General features: G+C 57.1%; 16 protein-coding genes and 6 pseudogenes. 15 read left to right on the top strand and 7 right to left on the bottom strand.

Annotated features, from left to right (window positions below; all coding sequences use genetic code 11):
* Positions 1-114 precede the first annotated feature (114 nt).
* Entirely contained in the window at positions 115-2,751 is a 2,637-nt protein-coding gene (locus NKJ90_RS19175) for an HAD family hydrolase (RefSeq protein WP_352486492.1), read from the top strand.
* A gap of 217 nt (positions 2,752-2,968) precedes the next feature.
* Here the strand turns inward: NKJ90_RS19175 and NKJ90_RS33540 are convergent.
* Positions 2,969-3,187: pseudogene (locus NKJ90_RS33540) on the bottom strand (IS6 family transposase); the annotation flags it as partial.
* Positions 3,188-3,275: 88 nt separating this feature from the next.
* On the opposite strand from NKJ90_RS33540, the pseudogene NKJ90_RS19170 reads away from it, so the two are divergent.
* Both NKJ90_RS19170 and ehuR (NKJ90_RS19165) read left to right on the top strand, forming a co-directional pair.
* Positions 3,276-3,430 (top strand): annotated as a pseudogene (locus NKJ90_RS19170) (ISNCY family transposase); the annotation flags it as partial.
* A gap of 29 nt (positions 3,431-3,459) precedes the next feature.
* On the top strand, positions 3,460-4,848 hold the full coding sequence (ehuR, locus tag NKJ90_RS19165; protein ID WP_352486491.1) for a MocR-like ectoine utilization transcription factor EhuR: 1,389 nt from the start codon (positions 3,460-3,462) through the stop codon (positions 4,846-4,848).
* A 170-nt stretch (positions 4,849-5,018) separates the two neighbouring features.
* Here ehuR (NKJ90_RS19165) and NKJ90_RS19160 read toward each other — a convergent pair.
* A pseudogene (locus NKJ90_RS19160) lies at positions 5,019-5,763 on the bottom strand (Mu transposase domain-containing protein); the annotation flags it as partial.
* A 339-nt stretch (positions 5,764-6,102) separates the two neighbouring features.
* Between NKJ90_RS19160 and ectB the strand changes: the two are divergent.
* Both ectB and NKJ90_RS19145 read left to right on the top strand, forming a co-directional pair.
* Complete coding sequence (ectB, locus tag NKJ90_RS19150; RefSeq protein WP_502904921.1) at positions 6,103-8,016, top strand: diaminobutyrate--2-oxoglutarate transaminase; 1,914 nt, start codon at positions 6,103-6,105, stop codon at positions 8,014-8,016.
* Complete coding sequence (locus NKJ90_RS19145) at positions 8,013-8,405, top strand: ectoine synthase (RefSeq protein ID WP_352486489.1); 393 nt, start codon at positions 8,013-8,015, stop codon at positions 8,403-8,405. The genes ectB and NKJ90_RS19145 overlap by 4 nt, the downstream gene beginning before the upstream one ends.
* A gap of 501 nt (positions 8,406-8,906) precedes the next feature.
* Here NKJ90_RS19145 and ehuR (NKJ90_RS19140) read toward each other — a convergent pair.
* Entirely contained in the window at positions 8,907-10,292 is a 1,386-nt protein-coding gene (gene ehuR, locus NKJ90_RS19140) for a MocR-like ectoine utilization transcription factor EhuR (protein WP_352486488.1), read from the bottom strand.
* A 159-nt stretch (positions 10,293-10,451) separates the two neighbouring features.
* On the bottom strand, positions 10,452-11,468 hold the full coding sequence (locus NKJ90_RS19135) for a 2-hydroxyacid dehydrogenase (protein WP_352486486.1): 1,017 nt from the start codon (positions 11,466-11,468) through the stop codon (positions 10,452-10,454).
* Positions 11,469-11,790: 322 nt separating this feature from the next.
* Here NKJ90_RS19135 and NKJ90_RS19130 point away from each other — a divergent pair, with 322 nt between their 5' ends.
* The 9 genes from NKJ90_RS19130 (at position 11,791) to NKJ90_RS19090 (ending at position 20,563) form a co-directional block, all read left to right on the top strand.
* Positions 11,791-12,696 carry a peptidyl-alpha-hydroxyglycine alpha-amidating lyase family protein gene (locus NKJ90_RS19130; protein WP_352486484.1) on the top strand — a complete coding sequence of 302 codons (906 nt, stop codon included), beginning with the start codon at positions 11,791-11,793 and terminating at the stop codon, positions 12,694-12,696.
* Between the two features lie 187 nt (positions 12,697-12,883).
* Positions 12,884-13,612 carry an ectoine/hydroxyectoine ABC transporter ATP-binding protein EhuA gene (gene ehuA, locus NKJ90_RS19125; RefSeq protein ID WP_352486604.1) on the top strand — a complete coding sequence of 243 codons (729 nt, stop codon included), beginning with the start codon at positions 12,884-12,886 and terminating at the stop codon, positions 13,610-13,612.
* A 118-nt stretch (positions 13,613-13,730) separates the two neighbouring features.
* Entirely contained in the window at positions 13,731-14,567 is an 837-nt protein-coding gene (gene ehuB / locus NKJ90_RS19120; protein ID WP_352486603.1) for an ectoine/hydroxyectoine ABC transporter substrate-binding protein EhuB, read from the top strand.
* A 157-nt stretch (positions 14,568-14,724) separates the two neighbouring features.
* Entirely contained in the window at positions 14,725-15,384 is a 660-nt protein-coding gene (gene ehuC, locus NKJ90_RS19115; RefSeq protein ID WP_352486483.1) for an ectoine/hydroxyectoine ABC transporter permease subunit EhuC, read from the top strand.
* Positions 15,384-16,043: an ectoine/hydroxyectoine ABC transporter permease subunit EhuD gene (gene ehuD / locus NKJ90_RS19110; protein WP_352486482.1), complete on the top strand. Its 660-nt coding sequence runs from the start codon at positions 15,384-15,386 to the stop codon at positions 16,041-16,043. Before ehuC ends, ehuD begins: the two co-directional genes overlap by 1 nt.
* Positions 16,044-16,048: 5 nt before the next feature.
* Positions 16,049-16,825, top strand: a complete 777-nt coding sequence (eutA, locus tag NKJ90_RS19105; RefSeq protein WP_352486602.1) for an ectoine utilization protein EutA — start codon at positions 16,049-16,051, stop codon at positions 16,823-16,825.
* A gap of 192 nt (positions 16,826-17,017) precedes the next feature.
* A complete protein-coding gene (doeA, locus tag NKJ90_RS19100; protein WP_352486480.1) occupies positions 17,018-18,196 on the top strand; it encodes an ectoine hydrolase DoeA in 1,179 nt (392 codons plus the stop codon).
* A gap of 3 nt (positions 18,197-18,199) precedes the next feature.
* A complete protein-coding gene (gene doeB, locus NKJ90_RS19095; RefSeq protein ID WP_352486479.1) occupies positions 18,200-19,204 on the top strand; it encodes a N(2)-acetyl-L-2,4-diaminobutanoate deacetylase DoeB in 1,005 nt (334 codons plus the stop codon).
* A 339-nt stretch (positions 19,205-19,543) separates the two neighbouring features.
* Positions 19,544-20,563, top strand: a complete 1,020-nt coding sequence (locus NKJ90_RS19090) for an NAD(P)-dependent oxidoreductase (protein WP_352486478.1) — start codon at positions 19,544-19,546, stop codon at positions 20,561-20,563.
* 330 nt (positions 20,564-20,893) lie between these two features.
* Here NKJ90_RS19090 and NKJ90_RS19085 read toward each other — a convergent pair.
* Positions 20,894-22,526: pseudogene (locus tag NKJ90_RS19085) on the bottom strand (DUF4158 domain-containing protein); the annotation flags it as partial.
* A gap of 255 nt (positions 22,527-22,781) precedes the next feature.
* Between NKJ90_RS19085 and NKJ90_RS19080 the strand changes: the two are divergent.
* Positions 22,782-23,867, top strand: a pseudogene (locus NKJ90_RS19080) (IS1595 family transposase).
* A 159-nt stretch (positions 23,868-24,026) separates the two neighbouring features.
* On the opposite strand, the gene NKJ90_RS19075 reads toward NKJ90_RS19080, so the two are convergent.
* Positions 24,027-24,518: a Y4lK-related protein gene (locus tag NKJ90_RS19075; protein WP_352486476.1), complete on the bottom strand. Its 492-nt coding sequence runs from the start codon at positions 24,516-24,518 to the stop codon at positions 24,027-24,029.
* A gap of 519 nt (positions 24,519-25,037) precedes the next feature.
* Positions 25,038-25,686 (bottom strand): annotated as a pseudogene (locus NKJ90_RS19070) (IS6 family transposase); the annotation flags it as partial.

Raw genomic sequence — 25,686 nt, 5'->3', positions numbered from 1 at the left:
AAGCGGTTGCCGCTGACCTCGACACTTTGGCGATGCGGAGGGCCTAGACCTAGGAGTGGACGACGAGTGAGACGTTCTCAGCCCGCAAGATTGCGCTTGCGCGAAGGAGAAAATATGCAGCACATACTAACGCGCATTGCCGCCAAGATAAAGCAAGCCGATATTGATCGGCAGTCTTCCGGACGATCCTGTAGTGAACATACGTTTGATCCTGACATTTATAGCGAGATAGTTCCGCGTCTTCCAGAAGACGACGTCTATGATGACGTCTATCGGTTTATCGGCCACCCTGATGCAATGTTTCCAGATGGGGGCGGTCTAACAGAAAAGATCACCAAATGGCAGAAACCGGTGGATCGCTTGCTCTGGAGCGACATGCGTCACACCGACCATAACACGCACATAACGGCGAAGGATATTCCAACGGTCCTGGACGAATTTGGAGATTCCCTAAAGGTACTGTCACTTGACTGTTTCGATACGTTGCTATGGCGCAAGACAGCGACACCGGGAGACGTTTTTGCAGTGCTGGCCGATACTCCAATCGCGCGAAGGTTAGGGGTAACTCCTCACCAACGAATTAGCGCTGCGGCGCGTGCCCGTCGAGCGAAGTCTTTAGAGAACGGATCCAGGGAAATCGATATCGGTGACATCTATCGGTCTTTTACATCGCTCTCCAGTGAGGAACGGGAGCTATTGGCCGAGGCAGAAATCCGAACCGAAATGAGTGTTTGCTTTGCATTCTCGCCGTACGTAGAATTGATCAGGCTGGCGCACACCCGTGGTATAAAAATTATCGTCGTGAGCGATACGTATTTGCGCGAAGACGAGTTAAGGCGTCTTTTGGCTCGGCATTTGCCTGCGGACGTTATGCAGTCAATCAGCACGATTTACTGCTCTGTCGATTATGGGACGTCGAAGAGCGAGGCTCTTTTTCAGGTTATAATCGAAGAGTGCGGGGTGCCTGCATCGCAACTACTTCACATCGGAGACAATGACGTAGCCGATGCGCAAGCGCCGCGGAAACTGGGCGTACGGGCGCTGCATTTCCTGCCGTTTGATCGTGAGGTCGCGGATTTCTTGCGCCTACAGCACGCAGCATCCTCGTTGATTGTACTCGACCAGGCAGCACCTGAAGCAGTGATTCTGCCATGCTGGAGTCCGTTTCGCCCAGTTTTTTCTGCAGCAAACCTACGTCCGTACACGCCCGAGACATTGATAGGATACATGTCGTTTGGCCCGGCGCTATACGCCTATGCCCGTTTTCTGATGGACGAGGTGGAGGCACTACAACGGCAGGGTAAGCGAGTAAAAGTCTTCTTTCTGCTGCGTGATGCTTATCTTCTTTCAGCCGCGTGCAAAGCCTATGCGCGCAAGCCCGTGGGCAAGCTGGCACGAATCCGCAAATTCCATGCTATAGCCGCCTCTTTCAAAAACCGCGCCGATATCGATTATTACATCAGCGGGATCGAGCCCGAATGCGACACTCTTCATGCCATTGCAAAACAGCTTTTGCTTCCGCCTGAAGTGACGGAATTGCTAATACGAGTCGCCCATCAATCTGGAGAGCCAAAAACGACGTTCCATCAGTTGCTGCACGACGAGGATGTGTTGGAGTTGATCCTAAAGAACTCTTCTGCTTTGCGCGCCCGTTTGATGCGCTATATATCGAAGGAATTGGAGGTGGAGGAGGGAGATACCATTGTATTTGCAGACATCGGCTTTAACGGCAGAACGCAGGAATATCTGTCTCGCACATTCAAAGAAGACTTTAACATAGACATACTCGGCCGCTATGTGTTTGCTTCCGACGAGCCTCACCGAGCGGCGAACAGCAAAGCACTGATTACGTCGACATGGGATAATTCTACCATAGTTGAGCAATGCTGTACTGTAAAGGAAGGACCGGTAGTGGACTATGATTTTGACGGAGAACCAGTTATTGCGGACATCATCCTTAGTGAGAAGCAGTATGAGAAGGTTGCCAATGTTCAAGGTGAGTGCTTGCGGTTCATCGATGATGCGAGGACGTTTTTTGCAAAATCTAGTATGACGCACGACTATTCTATTTTGCAGCGGGCCGCCCACGCAGCTCTATTCCGCAATGCCTACATGCCTGTTGAAGCGGAGTTGGAATATTTCAAGGAATTCCAGCACGACAAGTTTATGGGACCAGATCGCAAGAAGACGATCTATCATTTAGAAAGTGCTTGGAAGAATGTGAGGTGCCTGCCCTCACCCTATCGGCTGGGCGCATATGAAACGCGCGGCTTAGGGCTTGACTTCACATTCAGCGGTCTGGTGCAAAGAAGATTTCAACTTGATCTAGGCCCAGTCGATATGAATGTGCGGTTTTCACCTCTGAAAGTCTCGATAGGGAGCATACATGAGTCCAAAGTCTTGTTGCTTCGAGCACACCATCTGCATGATGGATTTTTCTCCATTGTGCTGCCATATCGAAGCGGCACCAGTGTGAAAATGCTCTTTGGAGAGCACTACGAATGGTTGCAAATCGCAAATATCCAACTTTTTAATAATGCAAGAAGCGTCTGTAGGAATGTATCGAGTTCTCTCGAGCTGGAAGAAATCGACCGAGAGGGAGAGATTTACCGGTGCCTATCACAAGCAAGTGTCGCGACAATACGTCCCACTGATTTTCAACAGTTCAAAACGCCTCATTACTATCATGTGATCTTTCGCCCGTTGATTTCGAGGCATCTGACCCACCGAGGAGGCCAGGCGTCGCAATAAAGGAGGAAGATGCATGCCGATCGCGCAACGCTGATTGACTGGCTCCGATGGGATTCGGAGGATAGCGAGTGCGCCGGCGGGGACGATTGAACTGGCGGACTGTTCAGAGCCTATGAGGAGTGGTTAGCGACCGGCGCGGCGGTTGTCCCGTTGTTTGAAATGTGGCTGCGTGAGCCCGATACCGCGCTTTTCAGGCAGGCCGTGCACTCACGGCTTCCTACGCGGCCATGGCTTGGCGTCGATGGATTCGAATTTGTGCTGCGGAGCGGTTGGTCTGGGATGGGACGAAGAGATTTCGGACGGCGGAGAAGATCGACACGAAATGCTGCAATGAGCCGACCTACCAGAAACCTGTCGCGTTCGTTCCCGTTTTCGGATCGGTACGGTTCAAGCCTTTATGCGGGCGGTGCTCCACGTTCGGCATGAGCTGGCTGCGTGTTCAGTAAGTCCCGGACACCTTTTTGGGTAAGTCCCGGACCATTGGACTGCACCCCCAGCTTGAGACAAGGACGGACAGTTTCGGTTACCATAAGAGAGAGGGCCCCGGGATCGAAGGCATGGTCCGCAGTCGCTGGATCTATCGCAAGCTGATAAACTTCCGCCGCGGCATCGAGGCTGGAATCTCGTGCCCCAGACGCATGTTACCTGGCGCGGTCTCGACCGCTTCAAGGCCTATGTCTGTTTCAATAGTAATTTTGGATCATGTCAATGTGGATTCCAGACCTGTCTAATTCAGTCGGCCCGCGATACAAGGCAATCATCGCCGCGGTTGAGCGAGCCATTTCTTCGAGATCCCTACAGCCGGGCGATCGTTTGCCGACGCACCGCGAACTCGCAGAAAGGCTCGGTGTCAGCGTACAGACCGTAGCTCGCGCTTACGCCGAGGCGGAACGCAAGGGACTACTCTCGGGCGAAGTTGGTCGAGGAACGTTTGTTCAGTATTTCAGGCCGGAACAGCGTGCGCGGTATTTCGCCGATAGCCAAGAGCCGAACGTACGGGACTTCTCAAACATCATGCCGGTGCTCTCCGAAATCCATATTGAGGTACTCAGGGAGGCGATGGTCGCGTCAGCCAAAGACGGCGCCATCCAGCGCATGCTTGAGTGTCGGCCAACCCAGGGCATAGTGCAGCATCGCGAAGCTGGCGTCGGCTGGCTTGAGCGCAATGGGGTGCAGGCGAGTGCCGACAGCGTGATCGTAACGAACGGCGTGGCTCACGGGATCTGGACAGCAATGGCGAGCATAACCGAGCCTGGTGATGTGGTCGCCACCGAGGCGCTTGTGGACACGTCTATTACCATTAATGCCTCAATCCTGAAGATCAGGCTCCGCGGCCTAGCTATTGATCAGAACGGTATTATTCCCGAATCCTTTGAAGAGGCCTGTGCGCACGAAAACATCAAGGTTTTGTGCATTACGCCCTGCTACAGTGCTCCCACGGTCTCCCTCATGGATGAAGCGCGTCGCGAGCGGATTGCCGAAATTGCGCGGCGGCATGATGTAGCGATCATCGAGGACGATGTCTTCGGTCCTCTAATACCCAAGCGCCCGAAACCCATGTGGTGCTTCGCTCCCGAACGCACATACTACGCGACGAGCTTTACGAAGTGCGTGATGCCTTCTTTACGGACAGGATTTCTTGCAGGCCCGATTCCGGCAATACCTCGTCTAATTTCACGCGTTCGCGCCACCGGATGGTGTGCAAACATCTGGACCGCTGACGTTGCTGCTCGCTGGCTGCAGGACGGGACAATTGATCGGCTGATCGAATGGCAACGACAGAAACTCAAGACAAGATATGAGATCCTGAACCACATACTCGGGGCATTTAGCTATGAAGCGGAGCCATACGCGATGCATGCTTGGCTGACTCTGCCTGAACACTGGCGGTCCAGCCATTTTGTGGATCATGCGCGATCTCTGGGGCTCCTTGTCAGCCCCCCCGATCCATTCATCATCGGACGAGCAGTCGAACCCCACGCAGTACGGTTGGCACTTGGCGACACCAATAGAAATGACCAGGACTTCAAAGAGGGGCTTGAACGAATTGCGGCCCTCCTGCAAGAACATCCCGATCCAATGAGCATTTCGTACTGATCCAGACAGCTCTATCGCGCAAGGCAATCGTGGGCACACTGGAGAAGGCGTCGTTGGAAAATCGAGGCGCTAGGCTGGACGACCGTAAGAGATGGCCCGGGTGGCCTTCCTCGTCACTTGGCGACCGATTCCTGTCGATGAGCAGGATTGATCCGGTATCGCCGTCATTTTTCGAGAACGGGATGGCGGGCGACCAATGGGCCCTCATCCAAGATGCGGATCCGATCGGCAAGCTGGTGAACCTCAACAACCCGTCGAGTGCGAACGGGAACGATGTAATAGTTGCCGCCGATCGAGACGAGACCGTCATGGCTGACGCGGCGCTCCAGCTTGAGCAGCGCGTCGAAGGGAACTGCCGGAAGGGATTGAAGTTCCAGCTGCTTTGCCGCAAAGGCCTCGCTCGTGACGCGCTGCGTGGTGCCGTGCAGGTGGGCATTGGCGACGGTTGTCGAGCCAATCTTGCAACTGATCGTTCAGATCGTTGAGGTTGCGGAAGGAGCGGGCCAGGAAGAAGTCCTCATGGATATGGCGTCGCTCGACCTTGCCCTTGGTTTTGGAGCGATAGGCGCAGCAGCGTCACAGCGTCTGCAGGTCCTGGTGGTATGACGTAGCGGGCGAAGATGTGGCGCGAGTGGCCAAGCACCAACGAGAACAGCCAGCCGATGCGTATCGCCGGGCTAGGTGGGTGAACTCGATGGTGAACCGCGAAGTCGACCCGCGCCTGATATCCGGCCGGCATCTCGAACCGCACCTCGAAGGGGCGTACCTGATCCTGCGTGTTCTCGGTGGATATCAACATCCTGCGGTCGGATCGCGGCGACGAAGCGCTTCACGGGCGGTATAGGCGCCTTCATAACCGCGTTCGCGAATCTCGCGCGTCAAGCGAACGGCGGTGAGTTCGGAGAGGCGACGACGCGTTCACTCATTTAGTCGACAAAGGGCGCAATCTTGTTGTCGGAGCGGCGAGCCTACTCCGTCGTCAACGCCGATCGCAAGATGATCCGCGACCAATCCCGTTGTTAAACCACGTCGCCATTCCTGAGAAAACGCCGGGCAACCGACACCTATTGTCGTGTCTGTCCAATCCGCGACACACTGTTTTCTCCCTGGGTGCCTCCTGCACTCCGGGGCAAGTCATTGAACAAAACTCGGAAAATATTTCTACGGCTTCCTCGGCGCAATTGGCATGGCTTTTGAAGTCCTCTTCGTGAAACGCGACGCGAGGCGGCACTGGTCTTCGCAAGGATGATTCGAATGGTCAGTGATAGCCAGAGCTTCTCGTTGCTGCCCAACGTCCAGTGGCCGCGAGTGACATTCCGAAGACCGACGGAATTTCATGCAGCCGATGTATGGGAGCTCATCGCGAAGTGCCCGCAACTAGACCGCAACTCGATGTATTGCGATCTGCTGCTTTGCAGTGATTTCGCCGACACCTGCGTGCTCGCTGAGCGTGCCGGGGCGGTGGTTGGCTGGTTGTCGGCCTACCGGCGGCCGAGCGACCCATCCACGCTGTTCGTGTGGCAGATTGCTGTGCATCCTGAGGTACGCAACACAGGGCTCGGTAAGGGACTGATCGTGTCAGCCCTGAACAGACCATCTTGCGACGGCGTGACGCACATTAGCGCCACGGTGACGCTCAGCAACCCGACCTCCGGATTGTTTTTCGCCGCCGTGGCTCGGGACCTAGCCGCACCTATCCGGCAAGCTCTCCGGTTCGATCGCCAAGCCCATTTTAAGGGGCGGCACGATAGCGAGTACACGATAGCAATTGGCCCTATCGAACGCTCCCTTAGCCCCGCAACCATTCCCGTGAGTCTGCCAAGTCAATATTCAAATATGGAAGCAACGATGATTGTCCAAAGTGCACCAGATCGCGAGGAGGAATTCGCGATCTTCAACCATCTTGAGTCTGAAGTGCGCAGCTACGCCCGAAGCTTTCCCGTCGTTTTCGCGAAGGCAAAAGGGACTCATCTGTTTGCGCGAGATGGGACGGCTTATATCGACTTTCTCATGGGCTGCTCAAGTCTAAATTACGGGCACAACCCCCCTGAGCTGAAATCCGCGCTCGCAGATTACATTGAACGCGACGGCATCACCCATGGCCTCGATCTATACAATGAAGCCAAGGAGTCCTTCCTGCGAGAGTTCCGCGAAACGATCCTTGGACCGCGACAACTAGACTATGTCGTACAGTTTCCCGGTCCGACCGGCTCCAACGCGGTCGAGGCTGCCCTCAAGCTAGCGCGCAAGATCACTGGTCGGCCCAATGTGATAGCTTTCACCAACGGCTTTCATGGCGTGAGCCTTGGCGCTCTCTCCTGTACCGGCAATCGGCACCACCGCGCAGCCGCCGGCCAACTTCTCGGCGCTGTAACCCGGCTCCCCTATGATGGCTATCTTGGATCTGCCGCAGACACCGCCGATTACCTTGATCACCTGCTGTCGGATCCCTCCAGCGGCGTGGATGCCCCCGCGGCGGTGATTGTCGAGACAGTTCAAGGCGAAGGAGGCCTGAATGTCGCCGGGACGGCGTGGCTGCGCAAGGTAGCAGCCATTGCGCACAGATATGGGGCGCTGCTGATCGTCGACGATATCCAGGCGGGCGTGGGCCGGACCGATGGGTTCTTCAGCTTCGAAGCTGCTGGGCTCCGTCCGGACATCGTCACAATGGCCAAATCGATATCGGGCTATGGCCTGCCTATGGCCCTCGTCCTAATTGATCGACAACTCGACAAGTGGGAGCCGGGGGAGCACAACGGGACGTTCCGCGGCAATTGCCATGCTTTCGTGACCGCCAGAGCAGCCCTAGAGCACTTCTGGCGAAAGGACAGCTTTGCAGCGGCTGTTGCGGAGAAAGGTGATCTGCTTAAAAGCCGCCTTGATCAGATCACGCGAAAGTACAATCCGGGGCAAGCATCAGCCAAAGGTCGTGGCATGATGCGGGGTATCGATCTGAAGTCCGGCGAGATTGCCGGTCAAGTCATCAGCACCGCCTTCCAGAATGGCCTTATAGTCGAGACCGCTGGTCCCAAAGACGAGGTCGTGAAATGCTTGCCGCCCTTGGTCATTGGGGAGGATCAGCTTAGCCAAGGCCTCGATATCCTCGAGCATGCAATCGAAAGCGTGCTCGGCAGCACAGTGAACATCGCGCGTACGAGGAAATCATGATTGTAAGAGATTTCAATGAGGAGAAAAAGACAGCCAGGCGGGTCCAGACGACGAGCTGGGAAAGCGTGCGATTGCTCCTCAAGAACGATGCGATGGGCTTTTCCTTCCACATCACCACGATCCATCAGGGCGCCCGGCTCAAGATGCACTATCGGAACCACTTTGAGGCAGTCTACTGCATCTCTGGAACCGGTTCTATCGAGAATCCACAGGCGGATGAGGTCCATGTCGTTCGACCGGGCATCATCTACGCGCTCGATAAGCATGATGCTCACCTGCTGTGTGCAGAGACCGAATTGGTGTTAGCCTGCGTCTTCGTCCCTCCCTTGGCCGGCAGCGAGGTGCATGATGAGACCGGCGCGTATCCTCTCGCCTCCGAGGCGATCTGATGTCGCCTCAGAGAAGGTTAATGAGCGTCGACAGCGAGAGTATTCGGCTCCTCCGCCTCTTCGCCGCGCTCGTCTGTCGATATCGGAACAATACTCCCCAAATGTGCCGTTTGAATCTTCCCCGTTTTGCGCCGTAGCCGGTCCTCCGGGGCGCGAGCACCTCCGCAGACCAGGAAAGTATGACGATGCGCGGATTCGGTCTACCGATCTACCCCCTCTGGCGTTTCGGAGGACCTTCGCACGGCATGGCAGCGCTGCGAGCGACATCAGAAGGAGAAGAACGTAGGGACGTCAGCGCGCATGCAAGACGTCTTGCGGCGAAATAGCCGGCTATGGATGGGCGCTAGTGCTGCGGGTCGTCAACTGGCCAACCCACCTCGCCGAAAGGATTTTGAGGTGAAACCTCTTCTTGCCTACCGCCAGCCTAACGCCCACACCGTCTCGGCGTGGAGGCGACCTTCGTGGACATGACCGGCTGCGACAGCTTGCTTCGCTTATAGATTACAGCCGGTGAAGAATCGGTTCAGGCTCCTCTGTTAGCATAGCGCAAATTATCTCAAGGCCACGCCTCAACTCATCTGGGCGCGTTGATCCAACAGAGATGCGAATTGCAGGAGGCTGCGCGTGTTGGGATAACGTAAATGCGCTGCCGCGTGCGACACCCACTCCCCGGAGACGCGCATTGGCGACGAAGCCATCTTCAGTGTGACCTTTTGGTATCGGAAGCCAGATGTGAAGACTTTGTGGGTGCGAAAGATACGGAACGCCACCCACAATTTCAGCTGCAAGTTTGTGCCGCTCCGCCAACGCTTTCCGCTGCCAGTCGATAAGGCCTTTCGCAGTGCCATCTTCAATCCATCGGCTGGCAATCTCCGCTATCAGTGGCGTAGCCATCCAGGTCGTTACCAGAGATCGATTTGTGACCGCAGGGATCAGGCTACTTGGAACGACCACATAACCGGTTCGCAAACCCGGCATCAGGGACTTTGTCAAAGAGGTAATATAAAACGTCTGTTCGGGAGCGAGTTCAACAAAGGACAGCAAGCCCCGATCGACCAGCGCACCGAGAGGATCATTTTCAACAATAAATAGCCCATGGCGCCGTGCAATTTCAGCGATTTCTGCCCGCCGCCCATTGCTCATGACACTCACAGTCGGACTGATGGGACCAGGCATAATAAACAGCGCGCGCGCGTTGTGCTCCAAACAAGCCTGCTCCAACGAATCTGGACAAATCCCCTCCGAGTCTATTTTCACCGCATGGAGCTTCGAGCCGAGGTACGCGGCGAGCGGACTTAGCGTGTGGTGGCCAATTTCCTCGGATAGCAGAGTCGATCCCGGGCTTAGTACAGACATCAACGCAAGTGTCATGCCGGGCGTTGCACCATTGGTGACCAACAAGTTGCGTTCGTCGACTTCGATGCCATACGAGCGCAACCAGTCTACGCCAATGCTGCGATGGCGGGCCAATGCGTTATTTGGCCGGAATGAGAAGACATTCGTAAGGGGAAGATCCACCGCAAGATCCCGGAGTACCCTACGCATATGCTCAAGATGGGTTGAATCACTCACTGGCTTCAAAATCGAGAGGTCAATTGATGTTTCGGAGCGTTCAGGGGAGTGAGGATAAGCTGGCTTGTCTAATGACTGCTTGACGAAACTCCCACGACCAACAGAACTCGTGACCAAACCCCGTCTAGCCAATTCTTCATATGCCCGGCTAACAGTCTGAGCTGAAATCTTCAAGCGGAACGATAACTCGCGGTGCGTTGGCAAGCGCGCTCCCTCCGCCAGTTTGCCAGCTTGAAGAGCCTCTACGACTTTCTCAGCTAAAGAAAGATAGATTGGACGTTCAAGTGAACCTGGCTCAGGTAGCCATACATCCATAATGCACGATCCTCTCACGGTACGGCAGAGCCCTAACCAACTCGATGAATTCCGGCACCCGATGTATGTTCGCCGTGACACTTCCCGAAGCAGATCGGCTGGTCGCTTGATTTTGACCAGCCGTTCTTGCCATCAACACCCTTCGAAAAACAAGGCTTTTCAATATCCTAGGTCGAGATCGATTTTCCAATTAAGAGGCTGGTCGTTTTGGAACTCAAGCAAGCTTTCCACCGATCGCGCTATGTTGCGATCGAGAACGTCATCGGCATTAGCACCCTGATCACCCGTGCCTATGACATTCGGCATCCTCTGGATTCCGGTTCGTGAAGGCACGGGAAAATGATAACTTGCTGGAAATGCGTTGTTATATGTCCACCACACGTCAGAACCGTAGCCCGCAATCTTTCCGCTTTTCAGAGCGTCATAGAGCGGTCGTTCCTGAATAAGATTGCCACGAGCAATGTTTATGAGGAATGCCCCTGACTTCATCGCATCGATTTCAGTTGCCCCGAAAAACGAGTTCGTTTTGCGAGTGATAGGTGTCGCCAACACAACGTAATCGCTGTTTCCCAGCACCTGCGCCATCTGATCGACCCCGAAAACCGCATCCGCCACACCTGCACCGAGTTCAGGATGGAGGCGAACGCCTAAGACTCTCATGTCAAAAGCCTTGGCGCGCTGGGCGATCGCACTTCCAATCTGCCCAAGGCCTATTATCCCAAGGGTTCTGCGATGCAACATCGCTGAGCGGGAATCGGCATCGTAAACTGGCACTGGGAGAGCGTTGAGGCAGGCTTGGTGCTTGGAAATCAGACGTTTGGCCAACCCGAGAATGATCGCCATCGCATGTTCGGCAACAGCAATGCTGTTGGCCCCACGTAAATTGGTAACTTGGACACCCAGTGTCTTTAGGCGAGCCAGGTCAAGTTCATCACAGCCGGCATGCATCCAGCATATCAACTTTAGCTTTTTGGCGATGTCTAACGACCCTTCGGGTAAAACATAACCTACGAAAGCGTCCACGTCTCCAAGGGTATCTGCGATCGACTCTAGAGTTAGATCGAATCGAGAAAGATATGGCTCAGGACGTGGCCCAACGACGGTAGCGCCAGGAAGCGACTGCCGGACCGTTGCCAACTCCTCGTCCGTAGCATGCCATCCCAATAAAACCTTCATTTTTGATCCTCTGACCGGTTGCGAAAACAGAAAGCCGCCTGCTGTTAACACCGGACTTGACATGCATCAATAGATACTTTGCATCATATCAAGTTCCTTTTGGTGCATTGCCTCGCAAGCGGTACGGTATGCAGGGGCATGCTCCGTTTATCACTCGTGGCCGCCAGAGGCATGCACGAAGCCTCATTCTACCGGATTGAACTGTGTCAATTTCGAGATTGACAGCTATTTAAAACGCAAGAATAGTTGGCATTGCCCCCCATCGGTGCATATCAATGGGTCTCGACCGGGGACAAGGGTCCCGCCTTGGAGAATAAAGAAATTGAAAGTATTAGGGTCAGGTCAGTACCGCTATGAACGGGTCGAGCGTTGGCCAAACGTTCCAAAATATTTTGAGATGGGACAGCCAAGCGATGTTGCCATCAACTCCTCTGGAGAGATCTTCGTTCTCTCTCGAGGAAACCATCCAGTAACTATCTGGACCCCGGAAGGCGACTTCATTGGGTCGTGGGGCGATGGAATGTTCTCTGCTATACCTCATGGAATATTTATCGGGAGAGACGATAATGTCTGGATAGTTGACTGTGGTGCTCACGTTGCGATGGAGTTCTCACCGCACGGTCAGATTTTGCGTACTTTAGGGAACAAGAACTCCCCATCGCCTACTTGCGAGGGGCGCCTCGTACACGCGCAACCCTTCAACCTGCCCACAAATCTCGCGATTGCACCGAACGGAGATATTTTCGTCGCGGATGGTTATGGTGGCCATAAGGTTCACCGCTTCAATTCGAAAGGTGAACTGCTGCTGTCTTGGGGGCGTCAAGGACGAGGACCAGGCCAATTTGAGCTGGTTCACAATGTTTGGATCGACAGCAGGGACAGAGTTCTTATCTGCGATGATGAGAACGACAGAGTTCAGCTATTTGATATGGAAGGTAAATATCTAGAAGAATGGAAACTCGGAAATCCGAGCGGTATTTTTATCAAAGATGATATTGTTTACTTCGCGCAGTTACAGCCGTTTGAGGACAAGACGAACGGACGAGGGAGTGGCTCCATTTCTCTCTATGACCTCGACGGTAAACTGCTTACTAGCTGGGATAATACAGCAAGTGACGACAAGGAGACTCTGATCGGACCACACGATCTATGCGTCGCTCAAAATGGCGATATTTATGTCTGCGAAGTGTACGGCTGGCGTATGTCAAAGTTCCGAAAACTAAACTGAGCGCACGGTGCGAGCGGATGGCGCCCCTTAACAAGAGATCTGAAGCAACCTTCCGCTCACGCACAAACCCTTGATTTCGTGGAGCACGAGCCTGATACCTTTTTCGCAATCTCGTGATGAGGCCCGCGGCAAGCCCGCGCCCATCATCAAGATCGACGGCATTTCGAAGAGCTTCGGCGCCTTCAAGGTGCTGGAGGGGCTGTCGATGCAGGTCATGCCGGGCGAGAAGCTGGCGCTGATCGGTCCCTCCGGTTCGGGCAAGACGACGATCCTGCGCATCCTAATGACGCTGGAGAAGATCGACGGCGGCCACATCGAGGTCGATGGCGAGCAGCTCTATCACATGGAGCGCAACGGCCGGCTGCTGGCGGCCGACGAGCGGCATCTGGCCAAGATGCGCCAGAAGATCGGCATGGTCTTCCAGTTGTTCAATCTGTTTCCGCACAAGTGCGTCATGGACAATGTGACGCTGGCGCCGATGCTGACCAAGGGCGTCACGCGCGCCGCCGCCGAGAAACGGGCGATGGAACTGCTGGACATGGTCGGCATGGCAGACAAGGCCAAGGCGATGCCGGCGCAGCTTTCCGGCGGCCAGAAGCAGCGCGTGGCGATCGCTCGGGCACTTGCACTGTCTCCGAAGATCATGCTGTTCGACGAGATTACCTCGGCGCTCGATCCGGAACTGGTCGAGGAGGTGCTCAACGTCATGCGCAAGCTCGCCACTGAGACAGACATGACGATGGTGCTCGTTACCCATGAAATGGGCTTTGCCCACGACTTCGCCGATCGCGTGCTGTTCTTCGACCGCGGCAGGATCTTCGAGGAAGGCAAGCCCGATGAGATTTTCAGCCATCCGAAGCAGGAAAGAACGCAGAGCTTCCTGAAGAAGATCATCGCGGCCGGACATCGGGTCTGACCGCTATGCACGGGCGACGCAGCCAGTTCCGAGGCGACGAAGCGTCCTCGGACCTGCGCGCCTAATTCGAGCAACCAGAAGAAACAAGGAGTTGGGAACGATGAACAAACTTGGCATTATGGCTGGCGTCGCCAGCCTCGCAGTGAGCACGATGCTGCTCGCCTCCGGTGCGCGTTCGGCAGATGACGCCAAGCTCGAGGAGCTCAAGGCGCAAGGCTTCGCCCGCGTCGCCATCGCCAATGAGCCGCCCTACACGGCGGTGGCCGCCGACGGCAAGGTCTCGGGCGCTGCGCCCGACGTGGCGCGCGTGATCTTCAAACGCCTAGGCGTCAACGACATCGTCGCGTCCATCTCCGAATACGGCGCCATGATTCCCGGCCTGCAGGCCGGGCGCTTCGACGTCGTCACTGCCGGCCTGATGATGAAACCGGAGCGCTGCGCGTCGGTCGCCTATTCCGAACCCGTGCTTTGCGACGCTGACGCCTTTCTGGTGAGAAAGGGGAATCCAAAGCATTTAATGACGTATGAGGATATTGCCAAGGACTCCTCCGCCACCATCGGCGGTCCGGGTGGTGGACTTCAGGCAAAGTACGCGTCCAAGGCCGGCGTGCCGAGCGACCGCTTCATCGTCGTGCCTGACGGTCAGAGCGGGCTGAAGATGGTGCAAGACGGTCGCATTGACGTCTATACGCTCCCGATTCTATCCATCACCGACCTTGTCAAGAAGGCCAACGACCCAAACCTCGAAGTGATCGCCCCGGTACAGGGGACGCCGGTCTCCTGCGACGGCGCGGCCTTCAAGAAGGGTGACGAGGCTCTCCGCGATGCCTTCGACGTCGAGCTCGCCAAGATGAAGAAGTCCGGCGAATTCGCCAAGATCATCGAGCCGTACGGCTTCTCCGCCAAGGCGGCGATGTCGACGACTCGCGAGAAGCTCTGCGCCTCGGCGCAATAGGCTCGCTCTCTGACCTCCCACAACTGGAAGGGTCGGCGAACGGGTGGGTTTCCGAGCTGCCTTATTGACCACCCCGTGCCCGCCGCATGACCTCCCTTTCAGCGGGAGGTCATGCGGTGTCCCGTCCTTAGCTGCTAATTGGTAAACACGCGATCCCATGACAGACTGGTCCGGATATCTTAACTTGATCCTGCAGGGCGCGGTGGTCACGTTGCAACTCACCGTGATGGGCGCAGCGCTGGCGCTGGTGATGGCCTTCGTCGCCGGGCTGGGGCGGCTGTCACGCTTCGGTGCAATACGGTGGTTAGCGACGGCCTATATTGAGTTCTTCCGCGGCACGTCGGGCTTCGTACAGCTGTTCTTCGCTTACTTCGTTCTGCCTCTGGTGGGAGTGACTTTGACGCCGCTCCAGGCTGGCGTGCTTGCGCTGGGCTTGAATATCGGCGCTTATGGCGCTGAAGTGGTGCGCGGCGCCATCCTGGCGATCGGCCGCGAGCAATACGAGGCCTGCACGGCGCTCAATCTCGGCCGCTGGCAAGGCATGCGCCATGTCATCCTGCCGCAAGCGTTGCTGATCATGCTGCCGACCTTCGGGAACAACGCGATCGAATTGCTCAAGGCGACCTCGGTCGTGTCGCTGATCTCGCTCTCCGACCTGACATTCCAGGCGCAAGTCGTGCGCTCGCAGACGGGCAGCACGCTGATGCCGTTCACCACCATTCTCGTCATCTATTTTATCCTGGCGCTGATCATCTCCTGGGGCGTGCGGACGCTGGAACGGCGCCTGGCGCGCGGCCTCGACGGGGTGCGTGTCTGATGGAATGGGATTGGAATTTCGTCCGGGAGATCATGCCGAATCTTATCCAGGGCGTGAAGATCACCATCTTGGCGACGGTGCTCGGCTCGATCCTGGCGGCGATCGTCGGCCTGGCCATCGCTCTGGCGCGGCGCTCGCCGAACAAGGGCTTGTCGCGCAGCGTAGGCTGGTTCGCCGAGTTCATCCGCGGCACGCCGCTCTTGGTGCAACTCTACTTCATCTTCTACGTGCTGCCCGATATTGGCATCCTGCTGCCGCCGCTCGTCGCCGGTGTCATCGGGCTCGGGCTGCACTACGGCACCTACACGGCGGAAGTCTATCGCGCCGGCATCGACAATGTGCCGCGTGGCCAGTGGGAGGCCGCCAAGGCTTGCAATCTCTCTGCCCGGCAGACCTGGACGCACATCATCATTCCGCAGGCCATCCCGCCGATGATCCCGGCTTTGGCCAACTATTTCATCGCCATGTTCAAGGAGACGCCGCTGCTTTCGGCGATCACCGTGCTGGAACTGATGAACCAGGCCAAGATCCTCGCCAACAGCTCTTACCGCTATATGGAGCCGATGACGCTGGTCGGCGCCTTTTTCCTAATCATCAGCCTCTGTTCCGTCGTGCTCTTGCGCTGGCTGGAGCATCGTTACGGCAGGATGGAGAGATGAAAGTCATGAAACCATTGCCTGAGATCCGCCTCGAAACAGGGCGCCCGACATTCGATGGGCGCCCACTGGCAAAGCGCGTCGGCCTTATTGCTTTAGCCACCGACCACACCAGTGAGGTCGATTTCCGCCGCATGGTGGCGAGCGAGCGGATCGGCGTCTATGTGGCGCGCATTCCCTATGCCAATCCGACGACACCGGAGAATCTGCGCAAGATGCAGCCGTCACTTTCGGCCGGCGCGGCACTCATCCTGCCGGACGAGTCGCTCGACGCCGTCTGCTACTCCTGCACCTCTGCCTCGGTGGTAATCGGCGATGCCGAGATTGAGGCCGCCATCCAGGCGGCGAAGCCCGGCGTTCCCGTGGTCACGCCGCCGATGGCAGGCGTGCGCGGCCTGAACGCCTTGGGCGTGAAGCGCATCAGCATTCTCACGCCTTATACCATTGAGACCAGCCGGCCGATGGCCGCCTATTTTGCGGCGCATGGCTTCGATATCGAGAGCTTCACCTGCCTCGGCTTCGAGGACGATCGCGAGATGGCACGCCTCAAGCCGTCTTCCCTCGTGGGATTGGCGCGCAAGGCCACGCATGCGCAGGCCGACGCGCTGTTCGTCTCCTGTACGGCGCTGCGCGCGGCGCTCGCCGTTCCCGGCATGGAAGAAGCGATCGGCCGCCCGGTCGTCACCAGCAATCAGGCCAGCGCCTGGAACTGTCTGCGGCTTTGCGGGGACGGCACAGCGCGCCCCGAATTCGGCCGGCTGATGACGAAGCGGCTGACTGAGTGATCGAATGTCAGCACGCACATCTACGGAGCACGATCCCGAGAGCCGAAGTGGGACGGGCCTTCAACAACAAGTCCGGCTCACGTTCGCTCAACAATCCGCCGTGGATCTCACCGGCTGAGGCCTACAGGTCACCGCGATAGTCCGAAAGCAATCGACTCCGCGCGGACCAACAAAATGAGGAGACCACGAACGATGCAGCCAAACCTGAAATTCTCGCGAGGAGAATTTACCGATCGTCTTGCGAAGACGCGGACGGCAATGGAGGCCAAGGGAGTCGACTTGCTTATTGCCAGCGACCCTTCCAACATGAACTGGCTTACCGGCTATGACGGGTGGTCGTTCTATGTTCATCAGGCGGTGATCGTCCCACCTAAAGGCGAGCCCATATGGTACGGCCGGGGCATGGACGCCAATGGAGCGAAGCACACCGCCTATCTGCAGCACGACAATATAATTTCGTATGCCGACCACTACGTACAGTCGACCGAGCGCCACCCCATGGACCACCTGGCGAATATCCTTGCCGGCAAGGGCTTTGGTTCGATGCGCATTGGCGTTGAGATGGATAATTACTGGTTCTCGGCAGCGGCATTTGCGAGCCTAGTCAAGAATCTTCCGAACGCTCGCTTCGTCGATTGTACAGCGCTGGTAAACTGGCAGCGGGCGGTCAAAAGCCCGACCGAGATAAAATATATGCGCAGCGCCGCGCGCATTGTGGAGGCTATGCACCAGCGTATCGCCACCAAGATCGAGGTCGGCATGCGCAAATGCGATCTTGTCGCCGAAATCTATGACGCTGCAACTCGTGGGGTGGAAGGCGCCGGCGGTGACTATCCAGCTATCGTTCCAATGTTGCCGTCCGGGGCGGAGGCCAGTGCGCCGCACCTCACCTGGGATGACCGACCAATGCGTGCGGGAGAAGGTACCTTTTTTGAAATTGCCGGATGCCATAATCGATATCATGTGCCTCTGTCGCGAACCGTCTTCCTAGGAAAGCCGACCCAAGCCTTTCTCGACGCGGAAAGCGCAACTCTCGAAGGCTTGGAGGCTGGCCTGGCCGCCGCCAAACCGGGCAACACCTGTGAAGATATCGCCAAGGCGTACTTTGCTGTGTTGGCCCGTCATGGCATCGTCAAAGACAGCCGTACGGGTTATGGCATCGGTGTCAGCTATCCGCCGGATTGGGGTGAGCGCACTATGAGCTTACGTCCCGGCGACTGCACGGAATTGCGGCCGGGTATGACTTTCCACTTCATGACAGGTCTTTGGCTGGAGGACATGGGTTTCGAGATCACTGAAAGCATTTTGATTACCGAGACCGGAGTCGAGTGCCTAGCCAACGTGCCACGCAAACTTCTCGTGAAGGAATGAATCATGCTGGACCGCCCTCTCCGCCAGTCGCCGATCGCCCCCACGGTTGATTTTTCGTCTAAAGGCACACAGCACGGCTTTCTGCGCCTGCCTTTCAGCCGCGACGACTCTGCCTGGGGATCCGTGATGATCCCGGTCACGGTCGTACGGAACGGAGAGGGGCCGACGGCTCTCCTCACCGGCGGCAACCATGGAGATGAATATGAGGGACCGATTGCGCTTTTCGACTTGGCGCGTTCTCTGAAGGCTGAAGACGTAACCGGGACTGTCATCATCGTGCCGGCCATGAATTATCCGGCGTTTCTCAGCGGTACCCGAACTTCCCCGATCGATCGAGGTAATATGAACCGGTCCTTCCCCGGCGCGCCGGATGGGACCGTCACCCAGAAGATTGCCGACTATTTCCAGCGATACCTACTGCCGATATCCGACATCGTGCTGGACTTCCACTCAGGTGGCAAGACTCTCGATTTCCTGTCCTATTGCGCGGCACACCGGCTGCCGGACAAGGAGCAGGAGCGCAAGAGCTTTGAGTTGGTTCAGGCCTTCGGCGCACCATATTCTATGGCGATGCTGGAGATAGACGCGGTCGGCATGTACGACACCGCCGCCGAGGAAATGGGGAAGGTCTTCGTCACCACCGAACTCGGAGGCGGGGGTACCGCGACTGCGAAAAGTGTGCGAATTGCCAAGACCGGTGTTGCCAATGTCTTGAAAGCAGCGGGGATCCTGAAAGGTGAAGTCCAGCCCCTCTCAACCATCTGGCTCGATATGCCTGACGGCGATTGTTTCTCCTTCGCTGAGGATCGCGGGCTTTTTGAACCGCTCCATGACCTTGGCGATTGCGTCGCAAAAGGTGATGCGATCGCGCGCATTTATCCCCTAGGTCGCACCGGCGCCGAACCGTTGGTGGTGAATGCGAAGATGGACGGCGTGATCGCCGCACGTCATTTCCCCGGTGTTGTGAACGCCGGTGACTGCATCTCGGTCTTGGCTGTCCGATCGTAGTTGCTAAAAGGCTGCCGCTGCGACTGTACCAATCTCCTTCGACAGCTTGACAACGAACGTGCTCACACTGTCGCCTCATCCCAATGGGAAAGCTTCGTGAACAAACTCATCAGCCTGCCAGTAACGTCACGCCAGCACATTAGTTCAGCTCATGTCGGACTGCCTTTGCGATCCGAACGCGAGTGGTTCCCGATCCGGCAAGCCAGACCATATTCAACTGATCCAAGCAAAGGACTGAACCGCTCATCTCAAGTTTGTAGCGTACATTGAATTGGTCCGGCATTTACCCAGGACCTTGAGACCACGCCGGCGTCATCCGAATAGGAGAGGATTTGCACTATGAAAGTTGCCTGCTCGTGGCATGCCACTGACGAGGAGCTGAAGTACCTGAAGGATGCATTGCCGGCCGGTACCAACGTAGTAGCGCCATCTGGCGAATACTTTTCACGATTTGAATGTACATCCAATGATTTCAGAGATCTTGTCGTGGACGCAGATGCTATCATCGGTTACACCCTCCCGAGGGGCGCAATAGAAATATCAGAAAAGCTGAAGTTTATCAGTTTTATGCACTCAGGAATAAATGAATTACACCTCGATTTGCTAAAGACGAAAGGAATAAAAGTTGCAAACATTCGTGGATCGAATGCGATCGCGGTTGCTGAACAGACCATGATGTTCATGCTTTCATTGGCTAAGTTGACCGTGCTAAAACACAACATGGCTTCGAATGGACAGCAGGTTTTTCCATGGTGGGAGGATGGAACCCGGGCTGCCATGTTGCACGGTCGTACCCTAGGAGTTCTTGGTGTCGGTAATGTCGGAAGTCGAGTCGCCAAACGTGCGAAAGCCTTTGACATGCAGGTCTTGGGCGTTCGTCGCGACAAAGACGCAGGCGTCGAACATGTCGATTCCATGTACGGTATGGATGACCTACATTCCGTGCTAGCTAAAAGTGACTACGTCGTACTGGCAATGCCGCTCACCCGAGACACCGAGCAGTTCTACGGCAAGTCCGAAATCGAGGCAATGAAACCTTCGGCATTTCTTATTAACGTCGCACGTGGCACATTGGTTGCTGAAAAGCCTCTGCATGAGGCGCTCATCTCAGGTCGTTTGCGCGGTTACGCAGCCGATGTTTGGTGGTGGTATGAGAACGCGATGCCAGCCACGTGTTACAACGGCACTATGTCTCGGCTGGGGGTACATAAATTGCCGAATGTCCTGTGCTCAGGTGATCAAGCCTCCAATGCCGACGACGTCCTTGAACGCAATCTCGCCTACGGCACCCAGAATCTAGTAGAATTTTTTGGAGGTCAGGTAGTTAAAAATGAGGTTAGTCTCGACCTAGGATATTAGAAGATCGCAAGCCGCTTAGGCAATTTGCCGCGGCGGCTCCGGATTTTCTGCCAAGAGAATAGCAATGCCTCTAAGCCCATTCGCAAAATCTTCGTCCTCACGAACCGTGTCTCCCAGGGCCAAGCGGATTGCTAACCGGAAACCCGGGACGACCTGCAAATCGCGCCGCCGAGCGACCACCCAATGCAAGAGCGAGATGACGAACCAAGCAGATGGGGTGGATGCCAGCCTTCTCCGACGGCATCGCAATGTGCCAAGTTTGTGGTGTTACACCACGCAAGGAGAGGCAGGCATCGATGGAAAAGGTTACCATCATTGGGGTCGATCTGGCAAAGAACGCCTTTCAGGACGAACACCATCGAGACTTACCTGCGCGAGCGCGATAGGCCAGGCGCTTCAAATTGAAGTCCAGCACCTGCTTTACTTCGTTCAGCCAGGCGGCGCCGTCACTGCCCACACCAAGGCCAAGCCGATCCTCTTCCTTCATCGTGGTGAACGAAGATCGCGGCATGAAATACTCGTCGATCGGGCGGAACGAGCGGCTGCCCGCTATCCATATATCCGCCGAGCGAAGGCGCTCGCGCAATGCGGCGAGCATGGCTATCTAATACAGCCGGCGATCAGGCTTCTGCTGCCCAAAGATCAGTTTCCGATCGGTTGAACTGAGATGGCTGATCGGAACACGCTCGGGCAGTGCACGCCGTCCCTCCGAATGAAGCCTTTGGAGCATCGCAATGGCTGTGAGCAAGGAGTCGTGGCGGCGCGCTGAACGGAACGTAAAAGTCGCCAGGAACGCCGTCGCGTATTCGAGGACGCCACGGCTCGGCCGCCAGGACCAGCGGGATGCCTCATTTTCCTCGACCATTGCTGCAAGCTCCGGCTTCATCCGAACCAGCCTGTGCCAACCGACCTTCTGGTCGACCACCTCAAGTGCGTCCTGACCCCGATCGTTGGCGGATTGCAGCGCCGATATCGTATCGAGGAACAGACGCAGGGCCTTGGAGGTGTCTGTCCGATGGTCCATGTGACGCCGTTTCTTGCGGCTATGCGCCTTGGAAAACAGCCGGCCGATCAGCTTGATGAACATCGTCACCGCGTCATCGAGCTTCTCGCCGAGCTTGATGACCTGCGCGACGATCAGGGCGTGACGACGGCTCGCATTGAAGTCGTTGGCCAGCCACGCCGGCGTGGCATTGCCCTCACGGACCCGGTCCCACCGCCCGGACGCCACGCGCGCCCGTAAGCCGGGATCAATTCCAAGCGTGCGGAGGAATGCAATCCGTTCGGTCAGTCTACCAGATTTGAAGCCGCGGGCGCTTCCGGCGCAGACCGCAACCAATGGAAGCAGGTCTGACCGATCGCCGCATCAACCTCGAGCAGCTTGTCGAGCGCCTGCAGCTTCTCAGGTGCCAGACCTTCGATAAGGGTCCCCTCCGCGTGGCGGCGAGCTATGGCACGGGCCGCCAGCCCCATTCGCTCGATGATCTCCGCCGCGGGCAACAGTGTTCCGCGTTCTCGCAGCGTGGCAACGATGGCATTCACAATCGAAGCGCCGCTGTCGGACATCGCGGCCGCCTCTATTGCCGACATCAGCGCGGCGCGACGATCCTGAGCTGTCGCGCTTCTGACGCCGAGACAGATCATCAGGCGCGCAATGTGATCGCGACGCGTCTCTTCCCGGCGGGCATAGGTTGTGAACACAGTGGGATCGGCGCCGATCTGGTCGGCGACATATTTCGATCACGCGGGGCGGTATTTCGCCTGCCGCCAGCACCCGACCTGGATGTCGGATCACGCAAAGCTGAACAGCGAAGCCGAGCTTATTGTGCTCGCGCCTGCGCGGGCCAATTTCGAGGCGATCAGCGGCGGACAATGAATAGTGTCGGATCAGGCTGTCCTCATCAGCCGGGATATCGAAAAGCTCCTGACGATCCTGAGCTTTGAGAATCTTGCGCCTGGCCACTGCTCAACTCCGCGTACAACACCAACTGCCGATGAATGTTGCCGAGCGGACTGGATGTGGACACAGCAGCAATCCTGCTGCTGCGGTTATCCATTGGGATCAGACGTCGCGCCCCGGAAATCACGCGACACAAGCAAACTCGGTTCACGCTTCGTTCGACCTTAGCGTACGAGGCCTTAATCAACCAAAGACAGCAATAGGCTTGTGATTATGGCTTCCCATGCGATTCTTGGACGTGATCTGGAGGGGATGAGAATGCCTGAAACGATGCTCGCAGCGCTTTCCAACATTCGGACCGTTGAAGAAATGATCGTGGCCTTCCGGGATGAAGAGCATTGCCGGCGATTGCTGGAAACCATGGTGTGGCCGGAAGGCAGGATCTGTCCCGCCTGAGGTTACAAGCGGTCGATCGCGCTTGCCGGCCGCGATACAGGCAAGCGGCGTGCGCGACCGGGCCTTTATCAATGTTCCAATGGCGCTTGCCGGTTCCAGTTCACGGTGACGACCCATACCCCGCTGCATTCGACCAAGCTGCCCTTGCGTGTTTGGCTGAAAGCCATGTTGCTGATGCTCCAGTCGGAAAGGGCTTGTCCTCGGTCCGGCTCGCCGAGATCCTTGGCGTGAGCCAACCGACGGCCTGGCGCATGGGTCACGCCCTGCGGCTGATGGTGGCCCGGGAAAACATGCTCGACGGCACGGTTGAGATCGATCATTTTCATCTCGGAGGAAGCAAGCGGCCGGATGAGCCACCTCCAGGACGGGGCCGGAAAGGTCAGGCGAATACGGAGAAGGCGCCGGTCGTGGCGATGGTGCAGCGGCCGACCGACGTCACGCCCGGCGCTCCGGCCGGTGACGCACGGGCCGCGGTCGTGACCGGTCTTTCGTTGCGCGCGGCCGAACGTGCGATTGAAACACAGATCGAAACCCACGCGCATTTGATGAGCGATGAGGCGAAGGCATTCATGGCCATCGGCGAGAGTTTTGCCAAGCATGAAACCGTGAAGCATTCCAGCCACGAATATGTTCGCGACACGGTCCACGCCAATTCGGTGGAGGGTTTCAATTCCCGCGTGCGGCGGACGATCGCCGGAGTCTTCCACCATATCAGCCCGATGCTGACCTCTATTTCCATGAGATCGGGTTCCGCTGGTCCCAGCGCGTCGTGTCTGGAAGCGCCGTTCGGAAAACTCGGCATGGCCGGGAAATCATGCGAACGCTCTGGTCGCGGGTGCCGCCGGCGCTGCAACTGCCGACTGTCTTTCGGACCGCAACGGGGCGTCAGATGCGCCGAAGCCCCGATGGCGGGTCACCATCAAATCGGCCGTAGCTGTCTTTGGTTGATAAAGGCCGCGTACGATTTTGAGCAGCTCCTGTTCTGACCCCTGTTCAGCACGGTCGAGAGGGCGCTGCTCTGTACGAGTTGCGACAGGGGCGGGCCGGTTCGGCTGGAGATTCACAAGCTGCCGAGGAATTGAAAGGATGCCGTGTCTACGGCGGCGGCTATTGCAACAAATCGCTCGTCGCCAGCCACCGCGCCCGCGCCAGGTGCGACGCCCAGGCGCGACATGCCCGTTCCGGCTGGCGCTCTGGGTCGATGTTCAGGGTGGCTCGTGCCACGATGCGCCAGTCGGAGCCCTTGGCCTCCGCCATCAGCAGGACGGCGTAGATCGGGAGGTGCGCCACGTCGTAAGGCGTGACGTCGGCCAACTCGGGCGCCTCATTATCGATCCAATCTTCCTCTTCCATTGGAGGCGCGTCGATGTAGCGGCCAATCGAGGCCAGGTGCGCCGCAATCTGGTAGCGCAGGTGATCGCGGCTGCCGTAGCGCGCGTCGATTTCGCCGAGCTTCTTGTACAATCCCCTACGCTTGTCGCGCGGAACATCGGTATCACCAAAGCAGTAACAACTCGGACCGACGGCGCAGATGTCGCAGCCGCTTGCGACCACCTCCTGCACGAACGCGGGAATGTCCTTTTCTTGCATGCGCTTCATTTCAAGAGGCCTCTTCTCGCATCACATCCCCTATCACAAACCAACCAATTTGCAACCCTGCCGTGCAGTCGTACCTTGGCTGCGGCGCGCGAGGCCAATTCGCGCTATCTGGCGTCGCGAATTCGAGACCAGTTGGTTCCGGACCCGACGTGCCTCAGGCGGACATTGCTATCGCCCGCGGCCAGTGGCGCTCTTCGAGCCGAGTTTCTTACGCAAATCGTCTCGGCCGCGAAACCATTGGTCAGGACGAACTGTGGCCGCATTTGTCGGAGTCAAACGGTTTCTCTCTATTCTTCAAGCCGCCACGGTTCAGCCTAGAGTACATGGGAAACGGCAATAACGGAAAGCAAAGGTTTGAAAAATGAGTAGGGTGGCTGGATCAAATGAAGATTTGTCTGCACCAACGACCTTTGGACCACTTTTGCAGCCCACCTTTCGTTCGGGTTCTGTCGCAAACCTGGAAATGGGGTTGTGAACGGCCATTTCGGCCTGTCCGTCAGGCAGCGAGGATATCGAAACAGCGATCGACAGACTGGGATTGTAGGCATACCTCGCCTGTCGCTTGCGCATGTGGATCATCTCGATGCCGGAGAGGATAACCACGGCGCTCGCCTGCGACTTGAAGCCGAGCATGGATCGAATGCGGCGCTTGATACGCCGGTGATCCTGTTCGATCCGATTGTTGAGATACCGGCTATTGTGGATGCGGATCGGCTTCAGCGGTCGCCGCGATCGCTGCCGCAGCCGGCTTTCAGCGTCGCAGGAAAGGATCGCCTCGTAATTGGTCTGGCTGCCGTCGATGACGATGCGCTCCGGCCGGCCATGGCGCGTCAGCGCCTTGCGGAGCAAGCGTTTGGCCGCCACCAGGCCATGGTTTTCGCTGAAGAAGAACTCGACCGTGTCGCCGAGGCTGTCGATGGCGCGGTAGAGATACATCCATTGGCCGCGGACCTTGATGTACGTCTCGTCCATATGCCACTTGCTGCCGACCACACGCTTGCGCCGGTTGAAGCGCTCCAGCAACTGCGGCGGGAAGTGGGCGACCCAGCGATGCACGGTGGAATGGTCGACCTTCAAGCCGCGTTCGGCCATCATCTCTTCCAGATCGCGCAGGCTCAGAGTGTAGGCCAGGTACCAGCGCACGCACAGCAGGATCACCGACTGGTCG

The organism is Mesorhizobium sp. M0051 (genome assembly GCF_040323235.1).
In the GTDB taxonomy this organism is placed as follows: Bacteria; Pseudomonadota; Alphaproteobacteria; order Rhizobiales; family Rhizobiaceae; genus Mesorhizobium.
The sequence above is the reverse complement of the archived record's forward strand: the minus strand, read 5'-3'. Positions and strand labels throughout refer to the sequence as shown.